Source organism: Burkholderia sp. Nafp2/4-1b (genome assembly GCF_003635165.1).
GTDB lineage: Bacteria > Pseudomonadota > Gammaproteobacteria > Burkholderiales > Burkholderiaceae > Burkholderia.
Window position 1 is genome coordinate 1,227,988 of the sequence record NZ_ML058597.1, and the last position, 21,016, is coordinate 1,249,003.

20 protein-coding genes and 1 pseudogene are annotated in these 21,016 nt (G+C 68.2%); 11 read left to right on the plus strand and 10 right to left on the minus strand.

What is annotated here, in order from left to right:
* Window positions 1-60: 60 nt before the first annotated feature.
* Genes C7H84_RS05565 through C7H84_RS05575 form a run of 3 tightly spaced genes read right to left on the minus strand, consistent with a single transcriptional unit; the run spans window position 61 to window position 2,730 of the window.
* Window positions 61-1,083, minus strand: a complete 1,023-nt coding sequence (locus C7H84_RS05565; protein ID WP_121857788.1) for a DUF2891 domain-containing protein — start codon at window positions 1,081-1,083, stop codon at window positions 61-63.
* 10 nt (window positions 1,084-1,093) lie between these two features.
* Window positions 1,094-2,044, minus strand: a complete 951-nt coding sequence (locus tag C7H84_RS05570; RefSeq protein ID WP_121857789.1) for a DUF979 domain-containing protein — start codon at window positions 2,042-2,044, stop codon at window positions 1,094-1,096.
* The gene (locus C7H84_RS05575; RefSeq protein ID WP_121857790.1) at window positions 2,041-2,730 is read right to left on the minus strand and encodes a DUF969 domain-containing protein; all 690 of its coding nucleotides are present in this window, start codon (window positions 2,728-2,730) and stop codon (window positions 2,041-2,043) included. Before C7H84_RS05575 ends, C7H84_RS05570 begins: the two co-directional genes overlap by 4 nt.
* Window positions 2,731-3,055: 325 nt before the next feature.
* On the opposite strand from C7H84_RS05575, the gene C7H84_RS05580 reads away from it, so the two are divergent.
* The 3 genes from C7H84_RS05580 to C7H84_RS05590 all read left to right on the plus strand — a co-directional run bounded on the left by C7H84_RS05580 (window position 3,056) and on the right by C7H84_RS05590 (window position 5,859).
* Window positions 3,056-3,280 (plus strand): hypothetical protein, encoded by a 225-nt coding sequence (locus tag C7H84_RS05580; RefSeq protein ID WP_039357299.1) that lies wholly within the window; start codon window positions 3,056-3,058, stop codon window positions 3,278-3,280.
* A 401-nt stretch (window positions 3,281-3,681) separates the two neighbouring features.
* Window positions 3,682-4,686 carry a chemotaxis response regulator protein-glutamate methylesterase gene (locus C7H84_RS05585; protein WP_121857791.1) on the plus strand — a complete coding sequence of 335 codons (1,005 nt, stop codon included), beginning with the start codon at window positions 3,682-3,684 and terminating at the stop codon, window positions 4,684-4,686.
* A gap of 54 nt (window positions 4,687-4,740) precedes the next feature.
* A complete protein-coding gene (locus tag C7H84_RS05590) occupies window positions 4,741-5,859 on the plus strand; it encodes a diguanylate cyclase (protein ID WP_121857792.1) in 1,119 nt (372 codons plus the stop codon).
* A 4-nt stretch (window positions 5,860-5,863) separates the two neighbouring features.
* Here the strand turns inward: C7H84_RS05590 and C7H84_RS05595 are convergent, their stop codons facing one another.
* Complete coding sequence (locus C7H84_RS05595; protein ID WP_121857793.1) at window positions 5,864-8,113, minus strand: EAL domain-containing protein; 2,250 nt, start codon at window positions 8,111-8,113, stop codon at window positions 5,864-5,866.
* Between the two features lie 248 nt (window positions 8,114-8,361).
* Entirely contained in the window at window positions 8,362-9,255 is an 894-nt protein-coding gene (locus C7H84_RS05600) for a LysR substrate-binding domain-containing protein (RefSeq protein ID WP_121857794.1), read from the minus strand.
* A gap of 301 nt (window positions 9,256-9,556) precedes the next feature.
* Here C7H84_RS05600 and C7H84_RS05605 point away from each other — a divergent pair, with 301 nt between their 5' ends.
* Entirely contained in the window at window positions 9,557-10,195 is a 639-nt protein-coding gene (locus C7H84_RS05605; protein ID WP_044843905.1) for a hydrolase, read from the plus strand.
* Between the two features lie 98 nt (window positions 10,196-10,293).
* On the opposite strand, the gene C7H84_RS05610 is transcribed toward C7H84_RS05605, so the two are convergent.
* The gene (locus tag C7H84_RS05610; RefSeq protein WP_121857795.1) at window positions 10,294-10,521 is read right to left on the minus strand and encodes a hypothetical protein; all 228 of its coding nucleotides are present in this window, start codon (window positions 10,519-10,521) and stop codon (window positions 10,294-10,296) included.
* A gap of 328 nt (window positions 10,522-10,849) precedes the next feature.
* Here C7H84_RS05610 and C7H84_RS05615 point away from each other — a divergent pair.
* Window positions 10,850-11,572 (plus strand): annotated as a pseudogene (locus C7H84_RS05615) (haloacid dehalogenase type II).
* Window positions 11,573-11,597: 25 nt separating this feature from the next.
* Here the strand turns inward: C7H84_RS05615 and C7H84_RS05620 are convergent.
* The gene (locus tag C7H84_RS05620) at window positions 11,598-11,873 is read right to left on the minus strand and encodes a hypothetical protein (RefSeq protein ID WP_121857796.1); all 276 of its coding nucleotides are present in this window, start codon (window positions 11,871-11,873) and stop codon (window positions 11,598-11,600) included.
* A gap of 157 nt (window positions 11,874-12,030) precedes the next feature.
* Entirely contained in the window at window positions 12,031-12,984 is a 954-nt protein-coding gene (locus C7H84_RS05625; protein WP_121857797.1) for a LysR family transcriptional regulator, read from the minus strand.
* Window positions 12,985-13,144: 160 nt separating this feature from the next.
* Between C7H84_RS05625 and C7H84_RS05630 the strand changes: the two genes are divergently transcribed.
* From C7H84_RS05630 to mmsB, 3 genes are all read left to right on the plus strand, one after another.
* Window positions 13,145-14,464, plus strand: a complete 1,320-nt coding sequence (locus C7H84_RS05630; protein ID WP_121857798.1) for an MFS transporter — start codon at window positions 13,145-13,147, stop codon at window positions 14,462-14,464.
* Window positions 14,465-14,579: 115 nt separating this feature from the next.
* Window positions 14,580-16,106: a CoA-acylating methylmalonate-semialdehyde dehydrogenase gene (locus C7H84_RS05635; RefSeq protein WP_121857799.1), complete on the plus strand. Its 1,527-nt coding sequence runs from the start codon at window positions 14,580-14,582 to the stop codon at window positions 16,104-16,106.
* A gap of 15 nt (window positions 16,107-16,121) precedes the next feature.
* Complete coding sequence (mmsB, locus tag C7H84_RS05640; protein WP_121857800.1) at window positions 16,122-17,015, plus strand: 3-hydroxyisobutyrate dehydrogenase; 894 nt, start codon at window positions 16,122-16,124, stop codon at window positions 17,013-17,015.
* Window positions 17,016-17,106: 91 nt separating this feature from the next.
* Here mmsB and C7H84_RS05645 read toward each other — a convergent pair whose 3' ends face one another.
* Window positions 17,107-17,439, minus strand: coding sequence for a hypothetical protein (locus C7H84_RS05645; protein WP_121857801.1), 333 nt, complete (start codon window positions 17,437-17,439; stop codon window positions 17,107-17,109).
* Between the two features lie 738 nt (window positions 17,440-18,177).
* On the opposite strand from C7H84_RS05645, the gene C7H84_RS05650 reads away from it, so the two are divergent.
* The gene (locus C7H84_RS05650; protein WP_121857802.1) at window positions 18,178-18,942 is read left to right on the plus strand and encodes a DUF4397 domain-containing protein; all 765 of its coding nucleotides are present in this window, start codon (window positions 18,178-18,180) and stop codon (window positions 18,940-18,942) included.
* Window positions 18,943-19,023: 81 nt separating this feature from the next.
* Here the strand turns inward: C7H84_RS05650 and C7H84_RS05655 are convergent, their stop codons facing one another.
* Window positions 19,024-19,575: a DUF3005 domain-containing protein gene (locus C7H84_RS05655; protein ID WP_121857803.1), complete on the minus strand. Its 552-nt coding sequence runs from the start codon at window positions 19,573-19,575 to the stop codon at window positions 19,024-19,026.
* A gap of 133 nt (window positions 19,576-19,708) precedes the next feature.
* Between C7H84_RS05655 and C7H84_RS37080 the strand changes: the two genes are divergently transcribed.
* Both C7H84_RS37080 and C7H84_RS05670 read left to right on the plus strand, forming a co-directional pair.
* Window positions 19,709-20,002 carry a hypothetical protein gene (locus C7H84_RS37080; protein WP_240461967.1) on the plus strand — a complete coding sequence of 98 codons (294 nt, stop codon included), beginning with the start codon at window positions 19,709-19,711 and terminating at the stop codon, window positions 20,000-20,002.
* 275 nt (window positions 20,003-20,277) lie between these two features.
* On the plus strand, window positions 20,278-21,006 hold the full coding sequence (locus C7H84_RS05670) for an aspartate/glutamate racemase family protein (protein ID WP_121857804.1): 729 nt from the start codon (window positions 20,278-20,280) through the stop codon (window positions 21,004-21,006).
* Window positions 21,007-21,016: the final 10 nt, after the last annotated feature.

Below are 21,016 nucleotides of genomic sequence, written 5' to 3' on the forward strand. Positions count from 1 at the left end.
AACCGCGGCGGGCACGCGCGACACATCGCGCATGCCCGCCTCACTTCCGCGACGACGCGCCTACGCTTCGATCGCCAGCAGCGCGAAGGTCGCGAGCCAGTGCTCCCCCATGTAATCGCCGGCCACGTGCGCGAGCGCACTGGCCAGATGCCGGTCGGCCGCATCGAGCAGCTTCGTGCGCCGCGCATCGCCTTCCGGCAGCGCGCCGGCGAGCGCGCGCTGGCACCACGCGCGGCTCAGGTTCAACCCGTCCAGATGCGCGATCTTGCCGTCGCTGCGATCGCTGACCGTTGCCGGCACGAACAGCGTCGCAGGCTCGCCGCGCGCCAGATCGGGCAAGAAGCGCGCGAACCAGCCGTCGAATTCGCCGGCCGGCAGCACGCGCCGCATCAGCTCGGCTTCCATCAGCGCCGGCGACAGGAACTCGTCGCCCGACGGCTCCCACGCCTGGCACGCGACATCGTTCAGGTGCCAGCGCTTCGCCGTATCGACGATCAGCGTCGCGAGCCCGTCGCGCTGCGTCGCGCGCGCGAAGTCGAGCGTCAGCGCGAGCGCGAACGCGGTGTTGAAATGCGTGCCGACGCGCAGCGGATAGGTTGCCTTCGGCAGAAACGTCTCGAAGCGCGCCACGAACAGCTCGGTGAGCAGTGCCATCGTCTTCGCCCAGCGCGCGGCCTGCGGCACCACGCCCTTCAGCGCGAGCCGCTCCAGCTGCGCGGACAGCGCCAGCAGCCACGCCCATCCGTACGGCCGCTCGAAGCCGCTGTTGTGCGGCAGCGCGAGATACGCGCGTTCGCCGGCGACGTTCGCGTCGGTGAAATGCGCGTCGACGACGGCAATGATCCGCTCGGCCTCCGGCAGCGCCGGATAACGTTCCAGCACGCGCAGCACGAGCCAGTAGCCGTGCACGCACGAATGCCAGTCGTAACTGCCGTAGAAGATCGGGTGGAGCGCGCGCGGCCCCTGGACGTCGTGCGGGCCTTCGAGCGAATGCGTGAGCTTGTTCGGATATTCGCGGGTCAGGTGCGCGAGCGCGAGCGACGCGAATTTCGACGCGAGTTCGGGGGTCAGTCGGTCGGTCATGAGGATCTCGTCAGAAGCGGAATACGAACGCGTACATCAGCAGCGTGTTCACGGCCAGCAGCAGCACGGCGGTCGGCCACTGCGCCTTGATCACGCCGTTCTTGTCCTTCAGTTCGAGCAGCGCCGCGGGCACGATGTTGAAGTTCGCGGCCATCGGCGTCATCAGCGTACCGCAGAAGCCGCTCAGCATCCCGATCGCACCCATGATCGCCGGGTTGCCGTGGAACTGATGGACGATCAGCGGCAGGCCGATGCCGGCCGTCATCACGGGAAACGCGGCGAACCCGTTGCCCATGATCATCGTGAACAGCGCCATGCCGACCGTATAGGCGGCGACCACCGCGAACGGCGAATCGATCGGCACCCAGTCCTTCACGAGCCCCGACACCACACCGCCGACACCCGCGACCGCGAACAGCGCGCCGAGCGCCGCGAGCATCTGCGGCAGGATCGCGGCCCAGCCGACCGCATCCATCGTGTGACGCGCCTCCTTCAGCGCGTGAACCGGCGAATCGCGCAGCATCGCAAGCGCGACGGCGAATGCGACCAGTGTGCCGAGCACGAGCGAGATCAGCGTCACGCTCTTCGGATCGACGAACGGCACGAGCTTCAGCGCGAACGTGCCGATCAGCGTGACGAGCGGAATCAGCAGCGCGGGCAGGAACAGCGTGCTGCCGAAGCGCAGCGCCTTCGCGTCGCGCCGCGCGGCCGCCGCTTCGCCGGCCTCGTCCGACTTGCCGCGTCCGAGCTTGCCCGAGCCGGCGATCAGCGCAAGCGCGATCGCGAGGCAGCCCATCACGAAATGCGGCAGCAACGCGCCGAACAGGAACGTGAGCGCGTAGATCGCCCAGAACGCGAAATTGACGACGCGGCGCGGGTTCGTGCGGTCCGTCAGGTTGAAGTACGCGAATGCGGCGAACATCAGGCCGGCGAGCGTATACAGCGGTTCGAGGCCGATCATCGCGCGCCCTCCTGCCCCAGCAGCCCGAAGCCGCGCGCGAGCCGCCGATCGAGCAGCGCGAGCCGCGTGCAGTGGATCAGCAGCGCGGCGATCGCGGTCGGGATCGCCCACACCGACAGGTGCAGCGGCTCGATCGCGATCCCGTTCTGTTCGAGAAAGCCCTTGATCAGCAGGATCGACTGGATCGCGATGAAGATGTCCTCGCCGAAGAACACGGCGACGTTGTCGGCGGCCGATGCTTGCGCGCGGATCTGCTGGCGCACCGCCTCCGGCAGGTCGCCGTGCCGGCTGACGGCCGCGGCCTCGGCCATCGGCGCGATCAGCGGCCGCACCATCTGCGCGTGTCCGCCGAGCGACGTGAGGCCGAGCGCGGCGGTCACCTGGCGCAGCACGAAGTACAGCATCAGCACGCGGCCGGTGGTCGCCGCGTGCACGCGCGAGATCATCCGCTTCGCCTGTTCCTTGAGCCCGTTGCGCTCGAGCAGCGCGATCACCGGCAGCGTCAGCCAGATGAGCCCCATGTAGCGGTTGTCGGTGAACGCCTTGCCGAAGGCACTGACGATATCGACGAGGTTCATCCCGCCCGCGAGCCCCGTGGCGAGCCCCGCGATCGTGACGACCAGCAGCGCGTTGAAGCGCAGCGCGAAACCGATCACGACGATCGGCACCCCAATCAGCACGAGCATTGCTCCTCCTTGTGTTGGATGCGCGGCGCCGTGAATACGCGCCGCCCGCCCGGTTTCGACCGGGTTCAGGCCGCAAAATCTAACACGAGACTTTATCGATAAAAAGTCGACAATTTGGTGGTTCGGGTAAACGTTGAAACCGGTCCACCCTGGCGCCGGCTGCCTGTCCGCGGCGTTGCGGCGGGCTTCTTCCGCATGCCCGGCAGTGCGCTGCGTGCCCGCTTGGTGCGCGCGAAGCGCAGCCGGCCCGCGCGCCGGCGCACATGGCGGAGCGCAGGGCCGCCGACTAAACTGGAAGGCATCGGCAACGTTCGGGAGAGCCGCCATGATTGACGTATTCCAGACCATCGGCAGCCGTGCGTTCTCCGCTCATCTGGCGAAGGACGGGATGGTGACGCTGATGGAACAACGCCATGAAGTCGACCGCGTGACGCTCGCGACCGCCTATGCGGCGCTCGTCGAGGAATCGGAACAGGAAGCCGATCTACTCGATGCGACCGTCGAAGGAATGATGCGCGCGCTGATCCAGGGGTACGCGCGCAGCCATTGAACGACCGAATGCGCATCGGATGCGGTGCGCCGGCCGTCGCGCGGGCGGCTCGCAGGCGCCGGTGCCTGCGTTGATGCATCCCATGCGCCAAGCGCCGGTGCCGTCCGCATGCGCGCCCGCGCGACCGCTTGGCGCACCGCCGCATGATCCCGCGCGCGGCTGTCCGACCGGCCCGACGGCGCAAGAATCCGCCCGACCCGAGAGGAAACGGTCGAAATCGATGCAATGCGCAATTTTTTCGATTGCCGACGCTCGCGCCGCATGACAGCATGCGGGCGTCGCCAATCGAAAAGAATTCCGTGCCGTCCGCCCGCCGATCCCGTTCGGCGGCGCCGACCGGCACTGCCTTCCATGAACCCGGCCCATCTCCAACACTACGAACCGACCGGAGTATCCCGCCTGTGAACATCGGCATCGTCAACGACCTCCCGCTTGCCGTCGAGGCGATGCGCCGTGCGATCGCGCGCCGGCCCGAGCATCGCGTGCTGTGGGTCGCGACCGACGGCGCGCAGGCCGTCGAACGGTGCGCCGCGCAACCGCCCGACGTCGTGCTGATGGACCTGATCATGCCGAAGTTCGACGGGATCGAGGCGACGCGGCGGATCATGCGCTCGGGCCGCCCGTGCGCGATCCTGATCGTCACGAGCTGCATCGGCGCGAACGCGTGGCGCGTATTCGAGGCGATGGGCGCCGGCGCGCTCGACGCGGTCGACACGCCGCGTCTCGGCGACGGCGCGGCCGGCGACACGACGCAGTTGCTGCTCGCGAAGATCGACCAGATCGGCCGGCTGCTCGACGCGCCCGGCGGCGTGCGTGCGCCCGGCATCGCGACCCGCGCGGGCGGCGGCCCGCTGATCGCGATCGGCGCGTCCGCGGGCGGCCCCGGCGCGCTCGCGTCGATCCTCGGCAGCCTGCCGCCCGACTTCAGCGCGCCGATCGTGATCGTCCAGCACGTCGATCGCGCGTTCGCAGAAGGCATGGCGCAATGGCTCGACGGCCAGACGCCGCTGACCGTGCGCGTCGCGTGCGAAGGCGACCGCCCGCAGCCCGGCGTCGCGCTGCTCGCGGCGACCGACGACCACCTGCGCATCACCCGCGCCGGCACGCTCGAATACACGCGCGAACCCGCCGCGACACCGTACAGGCCGTCGGTCGACGTGTTCTTCAACAGCCTGACCGAGCACTGGCCGGGCCGCGTGATCGGCGTGCTGCTGACGGGCATGGGCCGCGACGGCGCGATCGGCCTGAAGGCGCTGCGGATGAAGGGCTATCACACGATCGCGCAGGACGAGGCGACCAGCGCGGTCTACGGGATGCCGAAAGCGGCCGCGACGCTCGGCGCGGCACGCGCGATCCTGCCGCTCGAGCGCATCGCGGGCGAACTGGTGGCACTCGCGCGGATCTGAGCCGATGAAACTCCATTACACCCATCCCAGCCACGGCGCGACCTGGCATCGATCATGAGCAGCGACCTCAACCAGCCGCCCGCCGGCCTGCATCCGGCGTTCGACGCCGCGCACGTGCCGCCCACGCCGTACGCCGGCGCCCCCGTGATGGTCCTGCTGGTCGACGACCAGACGATCGTCGCGGAAGCGATCCGGCGCGCGCTCGTCGACGAGGACGGCCTCGACTTCCATTACTGCCCGCGCTCGGACGACGCGCTCGCCACCGCGCTCGAGACGCGGCCGACCGTGATCCTGCAGGATCTCGTGATGCCCGGCACCGACGGGCTGAGCCTCGTGAAGGCGTACCGTGCGAATCCGGCGACGCGCGACGTGCCGATCATCGTGCTGTCGACTCAGGAAGAGCCGGCGATCAAGAGCGCTGCATTCGCGGCCGGCGCGAACGACTATCTCGTGAAGCTGCCCGACCGCATCGAGCTGGTCGCGCGGATCCGCTATCACTCGCGCTCGTACATGAACCTGCTCCAGCGCGACGAGGCCTATCGCGCGCTGCGGCAATCGCAGCAGCAACTGCTCGAGGCCAATCTCGAGCTGCGGCGCCTCACGCATTCGGACGGCCTGACCGGGCTGTCGAACCGCCGCTATCTCGACGAGTACCTGGCCGCCGAATGGCGGCGCTGCGCGCGCGAGCGCAGTGAGCTGTCGCTCCTGATGATCGACGTCGACAACTTCAAGCTGTACAACGACACGTACGGACACGTGTCGGGCGACGGCGTGCTCAAGCAGGTCGCGACGACCCTCGAGCGCTGTCGCGGGCAGTCCGGCGACCTCGCCGCACGGTTCGGCGGTGAAGAGTTCGCGGTCGTGATGCCGGCCACGTCGCCGGGCGCGGCGCGGCTGCTCGGCGAGAAGATGCGCGTCGCGGTCGAGGCGCTGCGGCTGGAGCACACGCACTCGTCGACGGGCCGCTACGTGACGATCAGCATCGGCGGTGCGAGCATCGTGCCGTCCCCCGGCCTGCCGACGACGTCGCTGATCGAGGCGGCCGATCGCGCGCTGTATCGCGCGAAGCACGACGGCAAGAATCGCGTCGAGATCGATGCGCCGCCGGCACCGCCTGCTCCGAACGTTCCGCCCGGTTCGTCCGGTTCGTCGTTCAGCGGCGGTTTCCGCTGAACGCCTATACGGCGACGAGCCGGCGCGCGTAGTCGGCCGGGTCGAGCGGCCGGCCGAACAGGTAGCCCTGCTGCATGTCGCAACCGATCTGCTGCAGGAACCACGACTGCGCCTCGGTCTCGACCCCTTCCGCGGTCACCTTCATCCCGAGCGAATGCGCCATCGCGACGACGGCCTGCGTGATCGCGACCGAGTCGCGATGATCGGGCACGCCCGACACGAACGACCGGTCGACCTTCAGGTTGTGCAGCGGAAACCGCTTCAGGTACGCGAGCGACGAATAGCCGGTGCCGAAGTCGTCGACCGAGATCCGCACGTTCATGTCCGTGAGCGCTTCGAGCATCGGCAGCACGGTGTCCGTGTCGTTCATCAGCAGTCCTTCGGTAATCTCCAGTTCGAGCGCACCCGGATCGAGCCGCGTCTGCGCGAGGCAGCGGTCGACCGACTCGACGAGCCCCTCGTGGAACTGCCGTGGCGACAGGTTGACCGCCAGCATCAGGTCGGGCGCGATCGTGCGGCGCCATTCGGCGGCCTGCCGGCAGGCCGTTTCGAGCACCCACTGGCCGATCGCAACGATGAGCCCGGTATCTTCCGCGACCGGAATGAACTCCGCCGGCGACATCGGCCCGAGCTCGGGGCTGGTCCAGCGCAGCAGCGCTTCGGCGCCGACCGTGCGGCCGCTGCGCGCGTCGACCACCGGCTGGTACGCGAGCCGCAGCGCATCCGACGCGATCGCGCGGCGCAGCGACTGCTCGATCGCGAAGCGGCGCTGCAGGCGCAGGTTCAGTTGCGCGGTGAAGAACGTGAAGTGGTTGCGGCCGCGCTGCTTCGCGTCGTACATCGCGGAATCGGCGTTGCGCATCAGCGTGACCGCATCGTCGCCGTCGCGCGGCGCGACGCTGATGCCGATCGACACGCCGAGCCAGTACTCGTTGTTCGCGATCGCGAACGGCTTCGCGATCGCGTCGATCACCTCGCGCGCGAGCGCGGCCAGCTCCTCCGGGTCGTCGCAGTGGTCGACCAGGATCACGAACTCGTCGCCGCCGACGCGCGTGAGCGAATGGCGCCCGCCCGCGCAGGCCGCAAGGCGCGCCGCGACGCTGCGCAGCAGCGCATCGCCGGCGTCGTGGCCGGCCGTGTCGTTGACCTTCTTGAAGCCGACGAGATCCATGAACAGGATCGCGACGCGCGCCGGTCCCGCAACCGCATCGCGCGCGCCGAACAGCTCGCGCATCCGCTCGGACAGCCAGCGCCGGTTGTAGAGCCCCGTCAATGCATCGCGTGTCGCGAGGTAGCGCAGTTGCTGCTGCGCTTCGCGCACGGGACCGATGTCGTGGAATGAAACGAGCACCGACTCGGGTTGCGTCTCGCCCGGCTTCACGATCGGCACCGCGTTGCCGCGTACCCAGATGATGTCGCCGTCGGCGAGCCCGAAGCCGACCGAGTAGTCGAGCAGCGGCGTGGCCGTCACGAACGCGCGGCGGGTCGGCCATTCTTCCGGCGCGATCGGCGTGCCGTCTTCGTGCAGCTTGTAGAGGATCACCGACGATAGCGCGCGGCCGACGAGATCGCCGTGCACGCGCATCATCCGGTTCGCGCTCGGATTGCTGGCGACCACGATGCCGTCGGGCGACACGACGAGAATGCCTTCGTTCAGGCTGTTGACGACGAGGCGGTGATGCTCCTCGCTGCGCGCAAGCTGCCGCGCGATCGAGTCCTGATGAACCGCGAGGCCGACGCTGTTGCCGATATCGCGCAGCAGGTCGGTTTCGATGTCGGTGGGCCGCCGCGGCGCACGGTGGTAGACGGCGAACGCGCCGAGCACGGCGCCCGTATCGTCCAGGAACGGCACCGACCAGCACGCGCGCAGGCCGAGCGGCAGCGCGAACGCGCGAAAGTCGGCCCACAATGGATCGGTTTCGATGTCCTCGACGGCGATCATCCGCCGCTCGTACATCGCCGTGCCGCACGAGCCCGCGGCGGGCCCGATCGACGCGCCCTGGATTGCGGCGCTGTACTGCGCCGGCAGCGACGGCGCCGCGCCGACGCGGATGTGCACACCGTCCGCGTCGAGCAGCAGGATCGTGCACGACGCGCCATCGCCGAGCAGCGCCTCGGCGCGCCGGCAGACTTCGACGAGCAGATCCGGAAGCGGTGTGTTGCGTGTGATCAGCCTCAGCACACTTTGCTCGGACGCGAGGACTTCCGCTGCGAGCCCCTGGCTGTAGCGAGAACTTTGCGGTGCGGTATTCAAGATGAATCCTGCCGTCAGTTCGACCGGGTTCTGATGCGCCCGATTCGTTAGCGATCTTTCGTGCCTTTTCCGCCCCGGGTGGATGCGACCCCGGTGCGTCCCCATGCGCGCGCGCCCCAACGCACACCAAAGTATATTTAACACCAATCCGTTCGACCCGTATATCCGCGTGCATCAGGGCTTACGCGCGGTCGCGGTTGCATCCGTGCGAACCGATTCGTCTGAGGGTTTGCGGCGTGCGGCCACCGTCAATCCCTGCGGATATGTTCCGCCAGGAAGTCGATCAGCAACCGCACGCGCGGCAGCAGCCCGCGCCGCGACGGGAACACCGCGTGGACCACGCCACCCTTCGGCGCCCATCCCGGCAGCACGTCGATCAGCGTGCCATTGCGCAGATCGTCGTCGACGACCATGCACGGCAGCTGCACGATGCCGACGCCGTGAAGCGCCGCGTCGCGCAGCGCGTGCATGTCGTCGGAGATGTAGCGCGGGTGATGGCGCAATTGCGCCTGCTCGCCGTTCGGGCCGACCAGCTGCCACACGTGATGCCGCGCCGGCCCCCAGTCGAGGCTCGGCTCGCCGGCCAGCTCGGCCGGATCGGTCGGTACGGTACGCCCGGCGAGCCACTGCGGCGCGGCCACGAGCCGCTGCGGGCTGTCGCCGAGAATCCGCATCACGAGATCGCTGTCCTGCAGCGGCGGGAAGCGCACGCGCAGCGCCAGGTCGAAGCCTTCGCTCAACAGATCCACACGGCGGTTCGTCGCTTCGAGATGCACGTGCACTTCCGGGTGGATCGCCATGAACCGTGCGATGAGCTCGCTCACGCGATATTCCAGCAGCGCGGTCGGGCAGCTTACGCGGACGATCCCGCGCGGCTCCGCGTGCCGGCGCTCGATCACCTCGCGCGCGGCGTCGGCTTCGACCAGCACCGCCTGGCAGCGCTCGTAGAATTCGCGGCCGGTTTCCGTGACCGTGAATTGACGCGTCGTCCGCTGCAGCAGCCGCACGTCGTATTGCGCTTCGAGCGCGGCGATGCGCCGGCTCAGCGTCGATTTCGGGACATCGAGCGCGCGCCCCGCCTGTGTGAATCCGCCGTGCTCGACCACTTTGACGAAATAGTAGAGGTCGTTCAGGTCATCCATGATTGTTCCACTCATAGAACACTGACGGCATTCTAAGGGACTGGAAACGCGGTTGTTGCGCGAATAGCATCTTTCTCCACGGTGGATCGAGTTCATCGGCGCGACCGGCGGTTTTCCCGAACGGGCCGCTCGCGCACCGAGTCGATCGACCCAGCCTGGAGCATTCGCCCGCCGCCCCACCTGCATCGGACGTGTGCGACAGCGCGGGCGCCACGCCGCGACGACGATCCCGACGCCGCGGCCGCCCCAACCCCGACCCTCGGGATTTCTTTCACTTCCTGCTCTGTCTCTGGAGGCAATCATGGCAAGCGAACCGATTCGCGATCCCGCGAACGACCACCTGCTCACCCCGCGGAACGCGGCGTTCATCGTCATCGATTACCAGCCGGTCCAGGTGAACTCCATCGCGTCGATGGATCGCCAGCTGCTGATCAACAATATCGTCGGCGCATCGAAGGCCGCCGTCGCGTACGACCTGCCGATCGTCCACTCGACCGTCAACGTGAAGACCGGCCTGAACAAGCCGCCGATCCCGCAATTGCGCGCCGCGCTCGAAGGCTATCCGACCTACGACCGCACCAGCATCAACTCGTGGGAAGACGTCGAATTCCGCAAGGCGGTCGAAGCCACCGGCCGCAAGAAGCTGATCATGACCGCGCTGTGGACCGAGGCGTGCCTGACCTTCCCGGCGCTCGACGCGCTGAAGGCCGGCTACGAGGTCTATGTGGTGGTCGACGCGGTCGGCGGCACGTCGGTCGCCGCGCACGAAGCCGCGCTGCGCCGCATCGAGCAGGCCGGCGGGCAGATGATCAGCGTCGCGCAGCTGTTCTGCGAATTGCAGCGCGACTGGGCGCGCAGCGCGACCGTGCCGGCATTCATCAACCTGTTCATCGAAACCGGCGGCACCGCGGGCATCCAGTTCTCGTACGATAAGAGCTGATTGCCGCGCGCCCGGCCCGCGTCGCAGCCGCAAGCGTGTGTCGCGCGACATGAATTACCCCGCCCGGGCCGGCCGGTCCGGGCGGGCACCCGTGATAGCTACACCACGTGGTAGCTTGCCGGCGGATACGCCGTCTCCAGCGCGGCCCTGAGCGCCGCGTCGGACGCCGTGGCCGACGTGAAAACGGCCGTCGTCGTGCTGGCGGTATAGGCCAGAGCGACGGCCCACGCCGGATGGTCCTCGTTGAGGTTGTCGCGCGTGGCCTCCGCGCTGAGCTGGCTCGGGCCGCCGTCCGGATTGAACCCGTAGACTGAAATGGTCGGCATGGCATGTCCTTGTCGGTTGGTTGGGGAACGCCGCCGGCACGCACCGGCGACCTGCCCAGCGTAGGCGTCGCGCACGCGGGCCGGAATGTGCCGAAGGTCATGGCCGAAGGCCCGTGACCGGCGGTGCGACACCGGCTCCCCCCGCTCTGCCTCCCCTCACGCCCCCTCAGGCCGCCGCACGCCGCTCGCTGCCGCACCGCGCGCCGCCATCGCGGCGACGCCGCCAGCCGTCTTTGCGGATCCGTGATTCAATGGCGTTCGAACCGGCGTCGCGCGTTGCCGTCCCGCAGCGCATCGCCGCCCCCTCGACCGACCTTCACGGAATCCCATGACGAACCCTGCCGACCTCAAGGCGCTCGTTTTCGACGTGTTCGGAACGATCGTCGACTGGAGAAACGGCGTCGCGCGCGAGGCCGCCACGTTCCTCGCGCGCCATGCGCCGGATCGCGATCCGTTCGAATTCGCCGATACGTGGCGCCGCGAATATGCGCCGTCGATGGAGGAAATCCGCAGCGGGCGCAGACGCTACGTGCGGCTCGACGTGCTGCATCGCGAAAACCTCGTGCGCACGCTCGACCGCTACGGGATCGACGGCGTGCCCGACGCGGAAATCGACGCACTCAACCTCGCGTGGCACCGGCTCGATCCGTGGCCCGATGCCGTCACGGCGCTGCAGCGGCTGAAGCGCCGCTACGTGATCGCGCCGCTGTCGAACGGCAACATCCGGCTGATGGTCGACGTCGCGAAGCATGGCGGCCTGCCGTAGGACGCGATCCTTGGCGCCGAAGTCGCGCACGCGTACAAGCCGTCGCCGAAGGTCTATACCGACGCGGTCGAGATTCTCGGCATCGAGCCGGCCGAGCTGTGCCTGGTTGCCGCGCACAACGGCGATCTCGCCGCCGCGCGTCAGCTCGGGCTCGCGACCGCGTTCGTGCTGCGACCGACCGAGCACGGGCCGAACCAGACAACCGACCTGAAAGCCGACGATGCGTGGGACTTCGACGTCAAGGACCTGCACGAACTCGCGGATCGGCTCGAATGTGCGCGTTGACGCCGACCGCGTGCCCGGATGGCGATCACGACGTGAACGTGCAGGTCGTCACCGCGGCCCGGTTGCGTTCGTTGTTGTAGCTGATCGTCGTGATCGGATTGGCGTCGTCGAACCACGTCGGCTGGAGCGTCGCGACTTCGAGTACGTAGGGTTGGTCGGCAAACGCAGTCTGTTGCTTCACGCTCGTGATCTTCATGCCGACCCGGCCCATGCTGCCGCTTCCGCTGATGGTTTGCCCCACCGCGAGCCCCGTGGGGTCGGCGCTGGCCGGGACGATCAGGATTGCTGTCTTCTTTTTCATGGCACACCTCCGGATGATGGGGAACGCGGGACACCGGGCCGCCACATGCGCGCCCGCCCCGCGAAACCACTATCTCAAACCGGCAGGTGGCACGAAATCCATCGATCGACCCGGGACCGACCACCCGTGACGGATCAACCGTGACGCAGCGCTGCGCTCAATCCCCGACGAATCGCAGTGCGTCCGATTCCCCCATCAACAACGCGCGATTCGCGTCCGCCGCCGCGCGCAGGTAATCCCACAGGGCCGTCACGCGCCGCAGCTTGCGCAGATCCTCGCGGCACGTCAGCCAGAAGCAGCGCGTGACCATCACGTCATCCGGCAGCACCGGCACCAGCGCCGGCTGCGTGGCCGCCATGAAGCACGGCAGGATCGCGAGCGCGCCGCCCTGCAGCGCCGCGAACACCTGCGCGATCACACTCGTCGTGCGCAAGCCGGCCGTCGCGCCCGGCACCGCGCGCTCCAGGTACAGCAACTCGCTGCTGAACGCGAGATCGTCGACGTAGCTGATGAACGCATGTCCCGCGAGATCGTCGGTGCACGTGATCGGCGGATGATTCGCCAGATAGTCGCGCGTCGCGTAGAGCCGCAACTGGTAGTCGCACAGCTTCGTGACCACGTAAGGCCCGCGCTCCGGCCGCTCGAGCGTGATGGCCAGGTCGGCCTCGCGCTTGGGCAGGTTGACGAAATGCGGCACCGGCAGCAGGTCGACCGTCACGTGCGGATGCGCGACGCGAAACCGCGCGAGCTGCGGCGCGAGGAAAAAACAGCCGAACCCTTCGGTCGACCCGATCCGCACGTGGCCCGACAGCGCCTCGCCGGTATTCGCGACCTGGTCGCACGCGGACTGCACGGTCGTCTCCATCGCGTCCGCATACGCGACCAGCCGCTGCCCTTCGGCCGTCAGCGTGAAGCCGCCGGAGCGCGACTTGTCGAACAGCAGCGTGCCCATCGCGGCCTCGAGCACGCGAATGCGCCGCGCGACGGTCGTGTAGTCGACGCCGAGCCGCTTCGCCGCGCCGCTCGCGCGCTGCGTGCGGGCGACTTCGAGGAAAAAGCGCAGGTCGTCCCAGTTCAGGTTGCCGGAAACCGGCTCGGTGGCGTGTCGCATCGGCGGGAAAAAAGGGCGGGTGTGTCCGGGCCGGCCGTCGATATGCATAAATGCATATCCAACCGGTTTTCTTGTCGGTACATCATGGATCCTCGCATAACTATACTCGACCGTGACCTGCGGACCATGAGCCGCGGGCAACAAAAAAACCGGAGACACCATGCAGACCCGATCCACCCTCGATGAGCATGCGGCCATCGCGACACCGGCGCCCGCGCGCACCGCGAAGCATTACCTGCTGGCCGGCTGGGCCAGCATGGCCGGCACCACGATCGAGTGGTACGACTTCTTCCTGTACGGCACCGCCGCCGCGCTCGTATTCAACCGCATCTTCTTCCCGTCGCTCGACCCCGTCGTCGGTACGCTCGCCGCGTTCGGCACGTTCGCGGTCGGCTTCATCGGCCGGCCGATGGGCGGCATCGTGTTCGGCCACTTCGGCGACCGCATCGGCCGCAAGTCGATGCTGATGATCACGCTGCTGCTGATGGGCGTGCCGAGCATGATCATCGGGCTGATTCCGTCGTACGACCGGATCGGCTACTGGGCGGCCGCGCTGCTGATCGCGATGCGCTTCCTGCAGGGGATGGCGGTCGGCGGCGAATGGGGCGGCGCGGTGCTGATGGCCGTCGAGCACGCGCCGAAGGGCCGCAAGGGGCTGTTCGGCAGCCTGCCGCAGACGGGTGTCGGCCTCGGGCTGATCCTGTCGTCGGTCGCGATGGCCGCCGTCGCCGCGCTGCCGGACGCCGACATGCTGTCATGGGGCTGGCGCGTGCCGTTCCTCGCGAGCATCGCGCTGGTCGGCCTCGGCTGGTTCATCCGCGCGAAGGTGCCCGAGTCGCCCGACTTCGAGAAGATGCAGCGCCAGGGCAAGGCCGAGAAGTCGCCGGTGACGGCCGCGCTGCGCCGCCATCCGCGCGAGGTGCTGACGATCGTCGGCGCGCGCGCCGCGGAGAACACGTGGTTCTACATGGTCGTCACGTTCGCACTCGCGTATGCGACGCAGCAGCTGCATCTGCCGAAGGCCGACATGCTGCACGCGATCACGGCCGGCGCGGCGCTGTCGCTCGTCACGATGCCGCTGTGCGGGCACCTGAGCGACCGCATCGGCCAGCGCCGGATGTTCGCGATCGGCCTCGTGCTGATGTGCGCGTTCGCCGCGCCGTTCTTCATGATGCTCGGCACGCAGCAGACGTCGTTCGCATGGTGGGCGATCGTGCTCGGCCTCGGCGTCGTGTTCCCGATCCTGTATGCGCCGGAGTCGCTGCTGTTCGCGCAGCAGTTCCCGGCGGAAATCCGCTACAGCGGCATCTCGCTGTCGGTGCAGCTCGCCGGCGTGATCGGCGGCGGCTTCGCGCCGATGATCGCGACGTCGCTGCTCAAGGCCGGCGGCGGGCAGCCGCACTACGTGATTGCGTACCTCGTCGGCTTCGGCGTGTTCGCGCTGGCTTGTACCGCGCTGATGCGTCCGGCGCGGACGTAAGCACAGCGGCCCGCCTCACCCGATTTCAGTTCGACCTGCCGTTCGCCGTGGCCGCACGCGCGGCGAACGCAAGCCACCTTTTTCTTCGCACCACACCGTTTCCCCGGAGAGTTCCATGAACGCCGCAGTTCCCCAGACCACCCTCGCCCTGCCCACCGCCAAGCTGCTGATCGACGGCGCGTTCGTCGATTCGCGAAGCGCCGAATGGGGCGACATCGTCAACCCCGCGACGCAGCAAGTGATCGGCCGCGTGCCGTACGCGACACTTGACGAGGTCGATGCCGCGATCGCGTCCGCGCAGCGCGCGTTCCAGACCTGGAAGACGACGCCGATCGGCGCGCGGCTGCGCATCATGCTAAAGTTCCAGGACCTGGTGCGCCGCAATCTCGAACGGATCGCGCACACGCTGACGGCCGAGCAAGGCAAGACGCTGCCCGATGCGCAAGGCGACATCTTCCGCGGCCTCGAAGTGGTCGAGCATGCATGCTCGGTCGGCACGCTGCAGCAAGGCGAGTTCGCGGAGAACGTCGCGGGCGGCGTCGACACCTACACGCTGCGCCAGCCGATCGGCGTGTGCGCGGGCATCACGCCGTTCAACTTCCCCGCGATGATCCCGCTGTGGATGTTCCCGATGGCGATCGTGTGCGGCAACACGTTCGTGCTGAAGCCGTCGGAGCAGGATCCGCTGTCGACGATGCAGCTCGTCGAACTCGCGATCGAAGCCGGCGTGCCGCAGGGCGTGCTGAACGTCGTGCACGGCGGCAAGACGGTGGTCGACCGGCTGTGCACGCATCCGGACATCAAGGCGATCTCGTTCGTCGGCTCGACGCGCGTCGGCACGCACGTGTACAACCTCGGCAGCCAGCACGGCAAGCGCGTGCAGTCGATGATGGGCGCGAAGAATCACGCGGTCGTGCTGCCCGACGCGCACCGCGAGCAGGCGATCAACGCGCTGGTCGGCGCCGGCTTCGGCGCGGCCGGCCAGCGCTGCATGGCGACCTCCGTCGTCGTGCTGGTCGGCAAGGCGCGCGACTGGCTGCCCGATCTGGTCGAGAAGGCGAAGGCGCTGAAGGTCAACGCGGGCGCCGAAGCCGGCACGGACGTCGGGCCGGTCGTGTCGAAGGCGGCCAGGGAACGCATCCTGTCGCTGATCGACGCGGGCGTGAAGGAAGGCGCGACGCTGCTGCTCGACGGCCGCGACGTGAAGGTGCCCGGCTACGAGCATGGCAATTTCGTCGGCCCGACGATCTTCTCGGGCGTGACGACCGACATGTCGATCTATCGGGAAGAGATCTTCGGGCCGGTGGTGGTCGTGCTCGAAGCCGACACGCTCGACGACGCGATCGCGCTCGTCAACGCGAACCCGATGGGCAACGGCGTCGGCCTGTTCACGCAGAGCGGCGCGGCCGCACGCAAGTTCCAGAGCGAGATCGACGTCGGCCAGGTCGGCATCAACATTCCGATCCCGGTGCCGGTCCCCTACTTCAGCTTCACCGGCTCGCGCGGCTCGAAGCTCGGCGATCTCGGCCCGTACGGCAAGCAGGTCGTCCAGTTCTACACGCAGACGAAGACGGTCACCGCGCGCTGGTTCGACGACGACGCGACCGTCGGCGGCGTGAACACGACGATCGCACTGCGCTGAGAAAGGAGCCCGCATATGGAAATCGCCTTCATCGGACTCGGCAACATGGGCGGCCCGATGGCCGCCAACCTGCTCAAGGCCGGCCACGCGCTGACGGTGTTCGACCTCGACGCGCACGCGGTCGACGCCGCGGTGCGCGCCGGCGCGACGGCCGCCGCTTCGCCGCGCGACGCGGCCGCTCGCGCGGCGCTGGTCGTCACGATGCTGCCGGCCGCGCAGCACGTGCGCGCGGTCTATCTCGGCGACGACGGCGTGCTGGCCGGCGCCCGCGCCGGCGCGACGTTCGTCGACTGCAGCACGATCGATCCGGACACCGTGCGCGCGGTGGCCGACGCCGCCGCGCAACGCGACTTCCCGCTCGCCGACGCACCGGTGTCGGGCGGCACCGGCGGTGCGCAAGCCGGCACGCTGACCTTCATGGTCGGCGCGCCCGCCGCGCTGTTCGAACGCATCCGTCCGGTGCTGCTCGACATGGGGAAGAACGTCGTGCACTGCGGCGGCACGGGCACCGGGCAGATCGCGAAGATCTGCAACAACCTGCTGCTCGGAATCTCGATGATGGGCGTGTCGGAAGCGATGGCGCTCGGCGCGGCGCTCGGCATCGATCCGGCCGTGCTGGCCGGCATCATCAACACGTCAACCGGCCGCTGCTGGAGCTCGGACACCTATAACCCGTACCCGGGCGTCAACGACGCGGCGCCCGCCGCGCGCGGCTACTCGGGCGGCTTCGCCGCGAACCTGATGCTGAAGGATCTCGGGCTCGCGACCGAAGCCGCGCGGCACGCACGGCAGCCGGTGTGGATGGGCGCGCTCGCGCAGCAGCTCTACCAGTCGATGAGCCAGCAGGGGCTCGGCACGCTCGACTTCTCCGCGTGCGTGAAGCTGTACGAGGCGCAGCCGTCGGCGTAACGCGATCGACGGATGCGCACCGGCCCGCGATGCCCGTCAAAGGCATCGCGGGTCGATTCGCATTCGGGGGAACGGAGTGCGCGCGCGGCGCTTACCCGCGCGGGTTCGACGCCGTCTCGAAGGTCGGGTGGCACTCGAACGAGAGCTCGGAGCGCGCGTCGACACGGCGGCCGGCGGTCACCGACTCCTGCTTCAGGCTCGCGCGCATGCCGCGCTGCGTGCAGTAGTTGGTCGCTTCGCTGACGGCTTTTTCATGGGCGTCGGCCCACGTCGTCGACACGCCGACCGTGCGCGTACTGACGGTGAAAACGTTCGGGTTCGACGTCGTGGTCACGTCGGAGGCGGTCGAACACGCGGCCAGCAAGCATACGGCGGCCGCGACGGTCAACCATCGCAGGGATCGAAAAGGTACGGGGATGGACATGTAGGGCAAGCGCACGTCGTGTCGACGGCTTTCAGCAATATAGGCGACAGTATGCCTGCTCGATCGCCGGAGATCATGCCCTTTTGTGTGAACACATTGTTTCGAATGGTTAAACGATGGGGTGCAGCCGGCAAGATTTACGGGCCGTGGGCGCCTATCGATCGTTGATCCGTCGCTTTTTCCGGCCATCGCGGCAACCGGGCGATCCACCGGTCGCGCATGCAGTCGGGGATGCACGCTCAAGCGGATCCGCTCGACGCTCGGGGACCGCTGAAGCTGCTGAAGCATTCCACACGCACGGTTCGATGCAACACCGACGCGCACCATCGCACGGCGCCTGCGCATATCGATGCGCGCGCAACCATCTTCGCGCGGTGTTGGGTCGTCGCACGCGTACGCCGCGCGACCGGCTTTCACTGCCCACCGCGGTTTCCGTTTGAAACGCTTTTCCTGCGAATAGCGTCACGCACGCTGCCGCGTGGCCTTTTTACAAGCCTGACACCCGACCCGCACGCTCGCTTGCGGCATGCGACGCGATCCGCGCACGGCACACGCCTGCACACGCCGTCACGCGACCGTTGTCGCGTTGCTCGCCACGCAGGCACATCGCTTGCGACATTCAGGCGCCCGCCGCCCCGGCGCACGGCAATCCTTCCCCTAACCGGCGCTGCGCTCCGCGCGAACCCTCGCGCGGCGACCCCGCATCGCACTCAGGTTCCCTTGAACGAGAGGACGACAATGAAATCCATACGAACGATAGTGGCCCTGTGCTCGGTCATTTCCGTACTCGCGGCATGTGGCGGAGACGGTAACGACGTCGGCACCGAACTGGGCATCTCGAAGCCGCAGGCGCGCTTCATCAACGCGGTGCCGGCCGGCCCGAACCTCGACTACTACCTGAATGCGAAGGTGGATGCGTCGGGTGTCGCGTACAAGGGCGTGACCCGCTATCACGACATCGACTCCGGCACGCAGACCGCCAGCTACGACATCTCGGGGACGACCGCGACCGTCGCGTCGCAATCCTTCGGCGCAGCCAACGGCCACCACTACACGACAATCGCACTGCCGAGCACGACGTCGGCGATCTCGGTGATCGATGATCCGTTCGACAAGAAACTGCTGTCGGACAAAGCGCGCGTGCGCAGCTTCAATGCGTCGCCGAACGCGCAGAACGTCGACGTGTACGTCGTGCCTCCCGGCACCGACATCAACGCGCAGAGCCCGACGCTGTCAGGCGCCGCGTATCAGAACGCATCGCCGGCATCGGGGCAGGACTCCGTCTACCTGAACGGCGGCACCTACCAGGTGATTGTCACGACGGCCGGCAGCAAGTCGCCGATCCTGAAGACCGCGCCGGTGAGCATCGGCAACAACGCGGACTGGTTGCTGGTGACGATACCGTCCGGCGGCGTAGGCGACGTGACGCCGAACGACATCCACGTGCTCGTCGCGCAGGGCAACGATGCGGACACGGCCGCGCAGGAACTCGGCCCGCAGTAAGCAGGCGGCCGTCGAGGGTCCGGCGTGCTGCCCGCCCGGCGTGAGAAGCGCCGGCCGGCGGACCGCCGGACCGTCAAGCCATCATTCGTCACGCTCCAGCCGAATCACGTGCTCGGGCCGCGTGCCGTCGCCGTGCTCGATATCGACGTCGCCGACATACCGCACGTGCCAGCCCGGCCGCGTCGCGATCTGCGGCAGGTTGCCGCCCGGCCGGCTCTCGATACCGCCCAGTCCTTCGTCGGGCGTGTCGATGGCCTCGTCGAGCGACGCATTCGAATAGATCACGTTGTCGTGCCATTCGGTCGCGCCGGTGCGGGCTTCCATGCCCTTTCCATCGACATCGACCGTGTTGTCCGTCATCGCCATGTTCGCGTTGTCCAGCGTGACGATCCGGCCGGCCGCACGCCGCACCGGGTCGCCGCTGTCCACTGCATTCGCGTCGACGTCGATCGGCGGCAGGCCCGTCGGCATTTTGCCGGCGACGGCCTCCGGCGTCAGCGGCCGCTTCGCGGCCTCGGCGGCCTGGGTTGCCGCATCGGGCATCGCACCGCCGGCCGCCGGCGTCTTCACCGGACTCTTCTCGATCTGTTCCCGCTGCTGTTGCGGGGTGGGATTGGATTCCGCGTTCTGCATTGAACCTCCTGTTCCGGACGATATTGCGCCGGCGTGATGAGGCCGGCACCGCTCCGGGAATCGCTACAACGGTCGTTGCAAATCTTTCACGCGTGTGCCGCCCCCTGCACGCGCGTCTCGCGATGCGCACGCAGTGCCGGTACGCCAAGAGCGGCACCCGGGCAACCGGCCCGCGGTGTCGCCCGCGACCGACGATCAGCCTCCGCCGCTCGCCCCGGCCGGCGTGGATGCCGCGCCCGGCATGCTGCCGGCCGCGCCGCTGCTCGGCATGCCCGACGGGGCGGTGGACGGCGCCGGCGACATGGCGCTGGGGGCACTCGTGTCCGAACTCGCACTGGTGCCGGTGTCGTTCGCGGTCTTCTTGCAGCCCGCACCGGCCGCCAGGCCGGCGATCAGGATGCCGGCGAAGACGGCTCGAGATACTTGACGAATGGAATATCGCTGCATGACACCTCCGCTGATGTGGATGTGGATCGAACCGTTGAACCCGCAATTCGCATGCCGCGCAGCCGATCGCGACCCATTCATTTTTCAACTGACGCCCAGCCGAATATTTAATTTCCCATCGCCGTGGCCGCCGCCCATACTCGCGAACAAATCCCGGACATAACGTCCACGACGGCCACGCCTGCGCTGCGTGCTCGGAGGAACACATCGCGGTCGCCTGCGCGCAACACTGAACGCCGCATATGGAACGCACCCATGAGAATCCTGGTAATCAACGTCAACACGACCGAGTCGATCACCGACGCCATCGCCGCGCAGGCGCGGGCCGCCGCGTCGCCCGGCACGGAGATCGTCGGGCTCACGCCACGCTTCGGCGCGGAGTCGGTCGAAGGCAACTTCGAGAGTTACCTCGCGGCGATCGCGGTGATGGACCGCGTGCTGAGCTACGACGAGCCGTACGACGCGGTGATCCAGGCCGGCTACGGCGAACACGGCCGCGAAGGGCTGCAGGAGCTGCTGACGGTGCCCGTCGTCGACATCACCGAAGCAGCCGCGAGCGTCGCGATGCTGCTCGGCCATCGCTACTCGGTCGTCACCACGCTCGACCGCACGGTGCCGCTGATCGAGGATCGCCTGAAGCTCGCCGGGCTCGACGCGCGCTGCGCATCGGTGCGCGCGAGCGGTCTCGCGGTGCTCGAGCTCGAGGAGAATCCGGCGCGCGCGATCGACGCGATCGTCGGCCAGGCCGAGCGCGCGGTGAAGGACGATCACGCGGAAGTGATCTGCCTCGGCTGCGGCGGGATGGCCGGCCTCGACCGGCAGATCGAGGAATGCACCGGCGTGCCCGTCGTCGACGGCGTGTCGGCCGCGGTCGCGCTCGCCGAATCGCTGGTGCGCCTGAAGCTGAAGACGTCGAAGGTTCGCACCTATGCGCCGCCGCGTCCGAAGCGGATCGTCGGCTGGCCGGGCACCTTCGTCAAATGACGGGCCGCGG

Coding starts and splice junctions, on each gene's coding strand:
- C7H84_RS05565 (WP_121857788.1), bottom strand. CDS start 1,083: ATGACCGACCGACTGACCCCCGAACTCGCGTCGAAATTCGCGTCGCTC.
- C7H84_RS05630 (WP_121857798.1), top strand. CDS start 13,145: ATGCAGACCCGATCCACCCTCGATGAGCATGCGGCCATCGCGACACCG.
- C7H84_RS05625 (WP_121857797.1), bottom strand. CDS start 12,984: ATGCGACACGCCACCGAGCCGGTTTCCGGCAACCTGAACTGGGACGAC.
- C7H84_RS05580 (WP_039357299.1), top strand. CDS start 3,056: ATGATTGACGTATTCCAGACCATCGGCAGCCGTGCGTTCTCCGCTCAT.
- C7H84_RS05655 (WP_121857803.1), bottom strand. CDS start 19,575: ATGCAGAACGCGGAATCCAATCCCACCCCGCAACAGCAGCGGGAACAG.
- C7H84_RS05635 (WP_121857799.1), top strand. CDS start 14,580: ATGAACGCCGCAGTTCCCCAGACCACCCTCGCCCTGCCCACCGCCAAG.
- C7H84_RS05590 (WP_121857792.1), top strand. CDS start 4,741: ATGAGCAGCGACCTCAACCAGCCGCCCGCCGGCCTGCATCCGGCGTTC.
- C7H84_RS05650 (WP_121857802.1), top strand. CDS start 18,178: ATGAAATCCATACGAACGATAGTGGCCCTGTGCTCGGTCATTTCCGTA.
- C7H84_RS05605 (WP_044843905.1), top strand. CDS start 9,557: ATGGCAAGCGAACCGATTCGCGATCCCGCGAACGACCACCTGCTCACC.
- C7H84_RS05645 (WP_121857801.1), bottom strand. CDS start 17,439: ATGTCCATCCCCGTACCTTTTCGATCCCTGCGATGGTTGACCGTCGCG.
- C7H84_RS05610 (WP_121857795.1), bottom strand. CDS start 10,521: ATGCCGACCATTTCAGTCTACGGGTTCAATCCGGACGGCGGCCCGAGC.
- C7H84_RS05600 (WP_121857794.1), bottom strand. CDS start 9,255: ATGGATGACCTGAACGACCTCTACTATTTCGTCAAAGTGGTCGAGCAC.
- C7H84_RS05570 (WP_121857789.1), bottom strand. CDS start 2,044: ATGATCGGCCTCGAACCGCTGTATACGCTCGCCGGCCTGATGTTCGCC.
- C7H84_RS05575 (WP_121857790.1), bottom strand. CDS start 2,730: ATGCTCGTGCTGATTGGGGTGCCGATCGTCGTGATCGGTTTCGCGCTG.
- C7H84_RS05670 (WP_121857804.1), top strand. CDS start 20,278: ATGAGAATCCTGGTAATCAACGTCAACACGACCGAGTCGATCACCGAC.
- C7H84_RS05620 (WP_121857796.1), bottom strand. CDS start 11,873: ATGAAAAAGAAGACAGCAATCCTGATCGTCCCGGCCAGCGCCGACCCC.
- mmsB (WP_121857800.1), top strand. CDS start 16,122: ATGGAAATCGCCTTCATCGGACTCGGCAACATGGGCGGCCCGATGGCC.